8 protein-coding genes are annotated in these 10,452 nt (G+C 67.1%); 6 read left to right on the top strand and 2 right to left on the bottom strand.

Going from position 1 to position 10,452, the window contains the following annotated elements:
- Nucleotides 1-120: 120 nt before the first annotated feature.
- The 5 genes from ACEN9Q_RS11745 to ACEN9Q_RS11725 all read left to right on the top strand — a co-directional run bounded on the left by ACEN9Q_RS11745 (nt 121) and on the right by ACEN9Q_RS11725 (nt 6,178).
- The gene (locus ACEN9Q_RS11745) at nt 121-2,319 is read left to right on the top strand and encodes a TonB-dependent receptor plug domain-containing protein (RefSeq protein ID WP_495628532.1); all 2,199 of its coding nucleotides are present in this window, start codon (nt 121-123) and stop codon (nt 2,317-2,319) included.
- An 81-nt stretch (nt 2,320-2,400) separates the two neighbouring features.
- On the top strand, nt 2,401-2,778 hold the full coding sequence (locus ACEN9Q_RS11740) for a hypothetical protein (RefSeq protein WP_157201964.1): 378 nt from the start codon (nt 2,401-2,403) through the stop codon (nt 2,776-2,778).
- Nucleotides 2,779-2,885: 107 nt separating this feature from the next.
- Nucleotides 2,886-3,797, top strand: a complete 912-nt coding sequence (gene sigJ, locus ACEN9Q_RS11735) for an RNA polymerase sigma factor SigJ (protein WP_495628531.1) — start codon at nt 2,886-2,888, stop codon at nt 3,795-3,797.
- Between the two features lie 189 nt (nt 3,798-3,986).
- Nucleotides 3,987-5,282, top strand: coding sequence for a GGDEF domain-containing protein (locus tag ACEN9Q_RS11730; protein WP_495628530.1), 1,296 nt, complete (start codon nt 3,987-3,989; stop codon nt 5,280-5,282).
- Between the two features lie 167 nt (nt 5,283-5,449).
- A complete protein-coding gene (locus tag ACEN9Q_RS11725; RefSeq protein WP_495628529.1) occupies nt 5,450-6,178 on the top strand; it encodes a DNA-binding protein in 729 nt (242 codons plus the stop codon).
- Between the two features lie 25 nt (nt 6,179-6,203).
- Here the strand turns inward: ACEN9Q_RS11725 and ACEN9Q_RS11720 are convergent, their stop codons facing one another.
- Nucleotides 6,204-6,671 carry an Lrp/AsnC family transcriptional regulator gene (locus ACEN9Q_RS11720; protein WP_056444383.1) on the bottom strand — a complete coding sequence of 156 codons (468 nt, stop codon included), beginning with the start codon at nt 6,669-6,671 and terminating at the stop codon, nt 6,204-6,206.
- Nucleotides 6,672-6,964: 293 nt separating this feature from the next.
- Here ACEN9Q_RS11720 and ACEN9Q_RS11715 point away from each other — a divergent pair, with 293 nt between their 5' ends.
- Nucleotides 6,965-7,831, top strand: coding sequence for a DMT family transporter (locus tag ACEN9Q_RS11715; RefSeq protein ID WP_056444386.1), 867 nt, complete (start codon nt 6,965-6,967; stop codon nt 7,829-7,831).
- An 89-nt stretch (nt 7,832-7,920) separates the two neighbouring features.
- Here ACEN9Q_RS11715 and ACEN9Q_RS11710 read toward each other — a convergent pair whose 3' ends face one another.
- Nucleotides 7,921-10,221: a GH92 family glycosyl hydrolase gene (locus ACEN9Q_RS11710; RefSeq protein WP_495628528.1), complete on the bottom strand. Its 2,301-nt coding sequence runs from the start codon at nt 10,219-10,221 to the stop codon at nt 7,921-7,923.
- Between the last annotated feature and the right edge of the window lie 231 nt (nt 10,222-10,452).

Here is a 10,452-nt window from a genome sequence, read left to right as displayed (position 1 = left end):
CCACACCCCCACGTTTGACGAGCACCGCCATGGTTCCGCATAATTGATAAGTTTATCGAACCAACCTGCGCATCCGCTGCCACCGCCCTGCGTATTGACGCAATCATCCACCACTTCGACATGCATCCGACAGCCCTCCGCCTCGCCCTCGCCGCCGTGTTGCTCGGCCCCGCCGCCGGGTTCGCACAAATGACGCCGCAGGGCGACGCCAAGGCCGCGGGTCCGGACAAGGGCAAGGACAAGGTCAAGGACAAGGACAAGACCATCCAGCGCGTGGAAGTGAAGGGCGCCGCCGCCGACTACGATCCGCGCCGCGACGACACGGCCAGCAAGACGGTGCTGTCCGCCGAAGAGATCCGCAAATACGGCGACGACAACATCTTCGACGTGCTGAAACGCGCGCCGGGCGTCACGGTCACCGGCAAGACGATCCGCATGCGCGGCCTGGGCGCGGGCTATACGCAGATCCTGGTGAACGGCGACCGCCCGCCGCCCGGCTTTTCGCTGGATGCGCTCACGCCGGACCAGATCGAGCGCATCGAAGTGATCCGCGCGGCGAGCGCCGAGTATTCGATGCAGGCGATCGCCGGCACCATCAACATCGTGCTGCGCAAGGTCGTCAGCAAGCCGCAGCGCGACCTGCGCCTGAACGCGACGCGGTCGACACTGCAGCGCAGCGGCACGGTCGGCGGCACCTGGGGCGAGAAGGTGGGCAACCTGTCGTACTTCGTGAACGGGACGGCGTTCGGCGGCCACAACGATTTTTATTCGCGCGGCTCGGACCGCATGACGCAGCCGGACGGCCAGCTCGCGCAGGCGCGCCTGTCGAACTACCGCGGCGGCGGCGCCTACCGCGGCATCGTGCTGTTCCCGCGCCTGAACTGGAAGATCGACGACACGAACGAGCTGAATCTGTCGGCCGGCCTGCAGGCGAGCAGCCACGCGTGGTCGGGCGTGTCGCACAACGATGTCCTCGTGGGCGCGTTCGGCGACCCGGACTGGATCGACATGCCGGGCCGGACGTCGGGCGACCAGTGGATGATGCGCGGGGAAATCGGCTGGATCGCGAAGGTCGGCGGCGGCAAGCTCGAGCTGACCCTGGCGGGCGAGCGCAGCCGCGACGACAACGACAACGTCACCGACTATTTTTCCGCCGGCCGGGCCCACCACCTGGCGCGCGACTGGGACACCGTGGTCCGTCCGCGCCGCACGTCGTTGCGCGGCAAGTTCACCCGTTCGCTGTTCGACGGCCACGCGCTGGCGACCGGCGTCGACGCGAGCCGCCAGCGCAACGACGACACGCGCGACCGGCGCGACCGCCAGGACGATGCGCCCGGGACGCACGTCGTCGAAAGTTACCAGCCGGAAGTCACGCGGCTGGCCGCGTTCGTGCAGGACGAGTGGAGCGTCACGAAGCAGTTGTCGATGTACCTGGGCGGCCGCTGGGAAGGCGTGCGCACGGACAGCGCGGCGACCGGCATGGCGGCGGCGGCGTCGCGCAGCCACGTACTGAGCCCCGTTGCCCAGACGCTGTACAAATTCCCCGACAAGAGCGGGCGCCAGGTGCGCCTCGCGCTCACGCGCACGTACAAGGCGCCCACCGTCGACCAGCTGACCGCGCGCCGCTACCTGGCGGCGCTGAACACGCGCTTCAGCCCCGATTCCAGCGGCAATCCGGACTTGAGGCCGGAGCTGGCGAACGGCGTCGACGTCGCATTCGAGCAGTACTGGCCCGAGGGTGCGATGGTGTCCGTGAGCGGCAGCCAGCGCCTCATCAGCGACTATATCCGCACGCGCCTGGACCTCGATCCGGACGGCCGCTGGATCTACCGCCCGCTGAACGACGGCGACGCGCGCGTGCATTCGCTGGAGGCGGAGGTCAAGCTGCCGCTGCGCATGGTGAGCCCGGCGGCGGCCGGCTTCGACATGCGCGCCGCCGTGACCCGCAACTGGTCGGAGGTCGCGGTCGTGCCCGGCCCCGCCAACCGCCTCGATGCGCAGACGCCGATGTCGGCGAACGTCGGCCTCGACTACCGGCGCGACCGGCTCAGCTTCGGCGCCAGCATGGCGTACCAGCAGGGCGGCTGGGTGCGCGTGTCGGAGGCGCAGAGCCGCCGCCAGCAGACGCGGCGCGACGTCGACGCGTACGCCGCGTGGAAGCTCGACCCCCATGTGCAACTGCGCCTGACCCTCAACAACATCCTCGGCATGGACGGCACGTCCGAAAGTGCGTACGAGGATGCGGGCGGATTGTCGCGCCAGGCCAGCTGGCAGCGGGGCGCCACGCGCGTCGGCCTGAATGTCGAAATGAAGATGTGATGCGGAAAGAGATGTTCCAGCCGTTACGGTTTGGCACAAATTTGAAACGTACAGATGTCTTGCGGCGTTTAGCATTGCCGCATGAACTTTACTTTTTCGTCATCGGAGCACGGGACCTGTGTCGTCAAGCTGTGGGCGACGGGCCGTTACGGGTTTTCCCTGCCGAAGAAAGTCGACATCACCACGGCTGCCGGGGTGTCGTGTACATTTCTCTACTTCAATAAGAAGATGAGCCTGAAGGCGGAGCCGGGCAACCGGATGATCGTCCGCATCGCCATCGGCGCGTTCCTCGCGGGCGCGGCGCGCGCGGGCGGGCCGGTCGAGATCGACCCCGACATGGCACCCTATGCCGGCACGCTGACCCCGGTGCGCCTCGACGCGCCGCGCGCACCGATGCGGGTGCGGCCGGGAAAGTCGCATGCCCGCACGCCGTCGGATGCCGCGTGCGGGTCGACCTGACGGCGCCCCCGCAAGACGTTCATCCTGCCAGGTAGCGCAGGCGCCGCCCGGGCTTACAATCCATGGACGGCCTGTCACAAGACGGGCCACCCGTCCGTCTAATGGATATGGATACCTCGACCGCACCTGCCCCCGCCGTCGCCGCCCCGGCGACCGCCACCTTCGTCCGCCTGCGCCCGCGCCTGTTCGGGATCGCCTACCGCATGCTCGGCATCCGCGCCGACGCCGAGGACATCGTCCAGGAAGCCTGGCTGCGCTGGCAGAACGGCGGCGGCGTCGCCGCGCACACGCCGGAGGCCTGGCTCGTCACCGTCGTCACACGGCTGTCGATCGACCGCCTGCGCGGCGCGATCACGGAGCGCGAACATTATGTCGGGCCATGGCTGCCGGAACCGCTGCTGGAACAGACGGTCGAGTCGCCCGAAAGCGCACTGGAAGCGGCCGGCGACCTGTCGACGGCCTTCATGCTGATGCTCGAACGGCTGGCGCCGGAGGAGCGCGCCGTGTTCCTGCTGCACCAGGTGTTCGACTTCGATTATGCCGAAGTCGCAGCGATGGTCGGCAAGACCGAAGCGGCCTGCCGCAAGGTGCTGCAGCGGGCGCGCGAGCGCGTGCGCGCGGAGCGTCCGCGGTTCGCCGTCAACCGCGAGCTGCACCTGGAATTGCTGGGCCGCTTCGTGCAGGCGTCGCGCTCGGCCGATCCGGCCCGGGTCCAGGCGCTGCTGGCGGCGGACGCCACGTACACGGGCGACGGCGGCGGCAAGGCCAAGACGGCGGTCAAGCAGGTGTTCGGCGCGGACCGGGTCGGCCGCCTCGTCGCCGGCATCGAGCGCAAATGGTCGGACATCGACACCCGGCACGACATCGTCACGGTCAACGGCATGCCGGGCGTGTTGACCTGGCGCAATGGTGTGCCCGATGCGGTCACGTCGATCCACATCGAGGACGGGCGTATCGCCGCGATCTATGTGGTCCGCAATCCGGACAAGCTCGGCAGCCTGGCCGGTCGCCGGGCTTGATTTTGTTGCTACACAACGTATTTTCCTGATAACACGCAAAATCGGGCCTGCAGCGCCAAAAAAACCGGTGTTTGTACTTATGCATGGCGTAAACGAAGGCATACTGGAGGTTGGCGCTACGCATTCCGCTTCAACCATCTTGAAGGCGTGTAACACATGGCAGGGGACATCTCGTTATACAAGAATCATGTGTTGTTCTTGTCACACCGCTTTTTCATCAAGGACAATTGTGACGAACTGCGCCTGCACGCCCATAAATACGACTTCGACATCCGCTTTTTCCACGAACTCAGCGATTTCGTGGCGGCCGTCGAGCGCGACGCCGGCGACAGCCTGTACCTGATCGACCTCGATGCGCTGTACAACATGCAGTCCGACATGCTGGCGGCACGCAAGACCCTGCTGCTGGGCGAGTTGTTGCAGCGCCTGCCGGGCGACCGCCGCTACGTGTACCTGCAGAGCGAGCGCCAGGGCGGCCGGTTCGCGTTGCAGCAGCGCCTCGTCGACAGCAACTGCCTCGCGTATGCGGAAAAACCGATCGCCAACGACGTCCTCGTCGACAAGCTGTTCAACCTGTTCGTGCAGCAGAAGCGCGCCGACGTCGTGCGCGTGACCATGCTGGGCGCGCCGCCGGGGTGGGACGAGGCCGCGCTGCGCGCGCAGCGCCTCGACGTCGTCTACCACGCCGATCCCCAGACGCTGCACCTGCGCGTGAAGGACCTGCGGCCCGACATCGTCCTCATCACGGACGAGGAATACGAACGGACGGAAGCCGTCGTGCGCGTGCTCAAGCGCAATATCGAAGCGGACCCCGTGCGCGAGATCACGCTGCTGCAACGCCGGGCCGATCCGGCCCAGGCCCGGCGCGCGCTCGACAGCGGATTCGACGCGCTGCTCGCGATGGACGATCCCGACCTGCTGGCCCGCCAGTTGCTCAACCGCGCCGACAAGATCCGCATCAGCCGCGACCTGATCGGCAAGGACCGCGCGACCGGCCTGCTGAACAAGATCGGCCTGCAGCAGAAGACCCAGTCCCTCATCTGCCGCGCCCTGCTGGAAGGCAAGCCGCTGTGCCTGGGCGTGATCGACATCGACAAGTTCAAGACGATCAACGATACCTGGGGCCATTATTTCGGCGACATCGTCATCAAGCGCCTGTCGCTGACGCTGGCGGCGCGCATGGACGAGGCCGATTTGCTGAGCCGGTTCGGCGGCGAGGAATTCGTCGTCGTGTTCTGGGATTGCACGCTGGAGCAGGGCTGGCGCCGGCTGGATGCGATGCGCCAGGCGTTCGGCGCCGCCGCGTTCGAAGTCAAGCCGGGCGACGTGCGCCACTTCTCGTTCAGCGGCGGCCTGGCCGCGTTTCCGGCATACCGCAGCGAGAACGAACTGTTCCTGCGCGCCGACGCCATGCTGTACGAGGCGAAGGAAGGCGGGCGCAACCAGATCCGGCCGGTGCCGCAGCCGGTCGCGCAGACGGGCTGATCCCTTGCCGCCTCGGCAATGTCCGGACGGTGAAGTAAGCATTTGTGAAATAAAATCGCCAGCGACGCGTCGCGGGCGCAACACTTGCGCCGGCGAAGCCTGCGGAATTTCTCTACGGGAAGTATCATACGCACTCCGAAATCCAACGAAGCAGGAGTCAAGACCTTATGGCAGGCCAAGAAGTCACATTCGACGACGTTGCGCGCGCAGCCGAGAGTTTGCAGGAAGATGGCGAGGCGGTCACCATCGAAGCGGTGCAGGACTTCCTCGGCGAAGGGTCGCCGAACGCCATCTTCAAGCACCTGGCCGCGTGGCGTGCGGCCAACGTCAAGCCGGCCGCGCCGCCCAAGGCCGAGCTGCCGCCGGAACTGCTGGCGGGCCTCGCCGACTGGGCGCTGAAATTCGCGGAACAGAGCGGCGCCGGCGACCGCGAAGCGCTGGCGCGCAACGAGGCCGATATCGAAGCCCTGCGCCGGGCCGGCGAGTCGCTCGAAGGCGAACGCGATGCGCTGCGCGAGGACATGGCCAGCGCCACGGCCGCGTCGGAAGAAGCCATCGCCGAGCGCGACGAAACCATCGAACGCCTGAACGCGGAACTGAAGAACGCGCGCCAGGTCGCGATGGACGCCCTCGTCAGCAAGGCGAAGGACCAGCTGGCGATCGACGGCAAGGAACAGCAGTTGACCCAGCTGCGCCAGGAACTGGAGCGCAAGGTGGCCGACACGGCGGCCGAATCGGACGCGCGCCTGCGCGCCGAGATGGAACTGGTCGGCGCCACGACGGCGCGCGACAGCCTGTCGGCCGAACTGGACGACATGCGCGCGAAGCTCGACAAATCGACGGCGGAGCGCAGCAAGCTGCGGGCCGAACTGACCGAGTTGAAGGGCAAGAAATAACGTACGGCGGGCGCGCGTCCCTACGTCACGGGGTGACGGACGGCGCGCGTTTCAGGCAGCGCAGCGTGAACGTCGAGCGCGTGCGCGTCACGCCGGGCAGTTTATAGAGTTTCTGGCGCAGGAAGCGCTCATAGCCTTCCGTCCCCGATACGGCCACCTTGATCAGGTAGTCGTATTCCCCCGACAGCAGATACGCCTCCATCACTTCCGGCAGGTCGGCCAGCGCGTCCTGGAATGCCGTGAAGATCTCGTCGTCGTGGCGGTCGACCGTCACTTCGATGATCACCGTGTCCGGCATGCCCAGCGCGCGCTGGTCCAGCATCGCGACATAGCCCGTGATATAGCCCGCATCCTCCAGCGTCTTGACGCGGTGCCAGCACGGCGTCGGCGTCAAATGCACCGTCTCCGCCAGTTTCTGGTTGCTGATGCGCCCGTCGCGGCTGAGCGTGCGCAGGATCTGGCGGTCGGTTTCGTCCAGCTGGCCGTCTTTCATTGCAGTGCTTCCTTCGTGGTTTCTGTATAGACATGGAGATTTTATCGCCATTTTAATGGAGCCCTAGACGATCCTTCTGAATATGGCGGTGTTATCGCTATCGAATAGAAGCACATTCTGCGCGTGCTCCCTTACCATTGCTGCTCGCTTACCAGCTTTTCTTGCGGTGCAGCATTCCCGACCCGGGCGTGGCTGCGCCAGCCGCTTTTCGTTCAGGAGTCCACGTGTCGAATGCAGTGTCACGGGCGGGCGCCGGCTACCGGGGAGATCCCTTCGCAGCCGAACTGCCGCTCATGTTGATCACCCCCGCGCTGTTCGCGGCCAACCTCGTCGTCGCCCGCTGGGCCCAGGGCGCGGGCATCCCGCCCGTCTTCCTCGCTTTCGGGCGCTGGATGCTGGCCTTCGTGATCCTGATGCCGTCGTGCGGTCCGCGCCTGTGGGCGCTGCGTCACACGCTGCGTGCGAACTGGCGGCGCATCCTGCTGCTGGCCGGCCTGGGCATGGGCCTCGCGACCGCCCCGCAATACGTGGGCGCGCGCCACACGAGCGCCGCGAACGTCGGCATCATCTTTGCCGCCTGCCCGGCGCTCGTGACGATGATCGAGACGCTCGTGTGGAAGGCGCCGCTGTCGCGCCGCCAGGCCGGCGGCCTGTTCCTCGCGATCCTCGGCGTGCTGGTCGTGCTGGCGAAGGGCGACGTGACGGCGCTGGGCCAGCTGGAATTCGGCCGCGGCGACCTGTGGGTCGTGCTGGCCGCCTGCGGCTGGTCGTTCTACACCGTCTTCAACAAGCGCCTGCCGCTGCCGCCGCTGCCCGCCGCCGTGAAGCTGGCCGCGCTGATCGGCGGTGGCGCGCTCGTGCTGGCGCCGTTCGCGGCATTCGAGGCGGCGACTGGCACCGTGCCCGATTTCGGCGACGGCCGCCTGTACGCCGCGCTGGCCTTCCTCGCCGTCGTGCCGAGCCTGGGCGCCTACTTTTTCTTCGACCGCCTCGTGGCCGCCGCCGGCCCGGCGCGCGCGAGCCTGACCGTGTACCTGATTCCGCTGTTCGCCACGCTGGCGGCGTGGCCGTTGCTGAAGGAGCCGCCGCACCTGTATCACGCGGCCGGTTTCGCGGTCATCCTGGCGGGCGTCGTCGTCGCCAGCGTGCGACGCCGATAACGCGGGCAATTGGCGGGCCCGGGGAGCCCACCCTACGTAAGCCGGCCGTAGGGTGGGCACCCCGTGCCCACCGAACGTATGCGATGGCATCAATACGGGGTTTGGGTGTATGGCCGCGCGTCCGGCGCCTTGCCCCATGCCTTGTTCGGCGTGGCCTGCATGCGGAACACGAGCTCCCCGCCGGCGACGATGTCCGCGTGCCGCAGCACGCTGCGCGCAAGCGGCCTGCCGTTCAGGGTCACGCTGCCCACATACGGATTCGCATCCGCCAGCCCCTCGGTCCGCACGGTGAACCGCTTGCCGTTCGGCAGATTCAGCACCGCGCGCTCGACGAACGGCCGCCCGATCACGTACTCGTTGCTGGCCGGCGCCACCGGATAAAAGCCCAGCGCCGTGAACGCGAGCCAGGCCGACATCTGGCCCAGGTCGTCGTTGCCCGCGAGGCCGTCCGGCGTGTCATGGTACTGGCTGGCGACGATCTGCGCGAGGCGCGCCTGCGTCTTCCACGGCGCGCCCGCATAGTTGTACAGATAGGCCACGTGGTGCGACGGCTCGTTGCCGTGGGCGTAGTGGCCGATCAGGCCGGAGATGTCTTCCATGTGCGCGTACACGGCCGGATCGATCTTCGCGTCGAACACCTGGTCGATCTTGGACACAAGACCCGCGTCCCCGCCGAGCATCCGCACGAGGCCCGCGTTATCGTGCGGCATATACCAGGAATACTGCCACGCGCTGCCCTCGGTATAGTCGCTGCCGAAGTTGGAGCGCACCGGATCGAACGGCGTACGGAACTGGCCGTCCGATTTTTTCGCGCGCACGAAGCCGGTCACCGGATCGAACACGTTGCGCCAGTTCTGCGCGCGCTTGTAGTAGCGGTCGGCGACGTCGCGGCGGCCCATCTTTTCCGCCATGCGCGCGATGGTCCAGTCGTCGAACGCGTATTCGACGGTCTTCGACGCCGCTTCCGGTTCCAGGTCGATCGGCACGTAGCCCAGCTTCATGTAGTACCGCAGGCCGCCATACGGGCCGTACTCCGCGCTGGACGTCATCGCGCGCAGCGCTTCGTCGGCGTCGAATCCCTTCAAGCCCTTCATGTACGCGTCCGCGATCACGGGCACCGCGTGGTAGCCGATCATGCACCACGTCTCCTGGCCGGCGAACTGCCACACGGGCAGGATGCCGTACGGGCTGGCCTTCTGCGATTCGATCAGCGAGCGCACGAAGTCCACGTTGCGCCGCTCCGGCTGGATCAGCGTCAGCAGCGGATGCAGCGCGCGGTAGGTGTCCCACAAGGAGAACGTGGAGTGGAAGCGGAAGCCCTGCGCTTCGTGCACCTGGTTGTCGGGCCCGCGGTACCTGCCGTCCGTGTCCATGAACAGGCTCGGGGCCAGCATGGCGTGATACAGGCCGGTGTACACCATCCGCTTCATGGCGGGCGGCGCATCGACGTCGACGGCGGCCAGTGCTTGTTCCCACGCGTCGTGCGCGTGCCGGCGCTCGGCGTCGAAGTCCCAGCCCGGCATCTCGGCGAGATTCGCCAGCGCCCCGTCTTCGCTGACGGCGGACACGGCCACCTTGACGAGCACCGTGGCGTCGGCAGGCTGCCCGAAGTCGAACGTGCCCTCCAGTGCCTTGCCTTCAACGAGGACCTTGTCGGCCGGCGTCTTGCCCGGCGCCGCGAAGCCCTTGTATTCGACGCCTTCCTCGCGGTTCAGCAACTGGTGGCCGACGATGGGCCGCGAGAACCGGATGGCGAAGTACAGCTGCCGGCCCGGCGCCCAGCCGCGCGTCTCGCGCATGCCGGTGACGGTGTCGTTGCCGCGCAGGCGCAGGCGCGACCACAGGTTCTTGCCGGACCAGTCGTAGATGCTCGAGCGCAGGTCGAGGATCACGTGCGCGTCCGCGCCCGGCCTGAAGCGGTAGCGGTGCAGGCCCACGCGCTCGCTGGCCGTCAGTTCCACGTCGACGTCGTTGTCGAGCAGCCGGACGGCGTAATAGCCTGGCTCCGCATGTTCGTCCTTGTGCGAGAAGCGCGAGCGGTAGCCGCTGAACGGGCGCTCGGGATAACCCGGCTCCAGCTTGACGTCGCCGCTTGTCGGCATCAGGAGGACGTCGCCCAGGTCCGAATGGCCCGCGCCGGAGAAATGCGTGTGCGAGAAGCCGAGAATGGAATCGTCCTCGTAGCGGTAGCCGGCCGCCCACGGATAGCTCTGGCGGAAGTGGCGCACCTGGGTGTCCGGGCTCAGTTGCACCATGCCGAACGGCCGCGTAGCGCCCGGGAACGTGTGGCCGTCGCCGCCGGTGCCGATGAAGACGTCGACATTGTCCGTGCGGCTGGCCGCGTGGGCGAAGGTGCACGCGCACAGCGCGGCGATGGCAAGGGAACGCATAGTGTCTCCAGTGTGGTGCGGGGGGATCGCCCCGTGCATGCGATGGCGCGCCGGATCGTCGGCGGTGCGCGGTCAAACCAGAAACATAACGCGAAAGTTTCGCAACCGGCAACAGGAATGCGCGCCGCCGAGCGCTTGTAAAACCGACAAATCCTTGTAAAAGTTTGGCAATTTTGGCGCCGTGGGTTGTGCCCGCCGCCACGTTTTTGTGTAAAAAAGCCTGGTTTGGCG

It is taken from the genome of Massilia sp. Masssp93 (assembly GCF_059491295.1).
This window is presented reverse-complemented; position numbering and strand designations above follow the sequence as displayed.